Raw genomic sequence first — 260 nt, forward strand, 5'->3', positions numbered from 1 at the left:
ATGCGACAGAATAGAACCGGCAAAAGAGCCTTCACCCGGCAGCGGCGCCAGCGCGCAATGCTCAATAAACGGCTTCACGCGAATAATGGCGTTGTGGCCCCAGTAATGCGATTCGCCCAGCTGCCAGAAGTGCAGGCCGGCCGTAAATAGCGGGCCGTAAACACGGGTGGCAAACTGCTGGCAACGTGCATAGAGCGTATCCATCCCGGACGCTTTCGGCGAAGACTGGATGATACCCGCATTAGGGTTAGCTTCCATCA

At 57.3% G+C, this 260-nt stretch carries 1 pseudogene; it reads right to left on the bottom strand.

Annotated elements, in window-relative coordinates:
- Positions 1 to 260 (bottom strand): annotated as a pseudogene (locus RTK32_RS15870) (glucan biosynthesis glucosyltransferase H); the annotation flags it as partial.

It is taken from the genome of Erwinia sp. (genome assembly GCF_031978025.1).
In the GTDB taxonomy this organism is placed as follows: Bacteria; Pseudomonadota; Gammaproteobacteria; order Enterobacterales; family Enterobacteriaceae; genus Erwinia.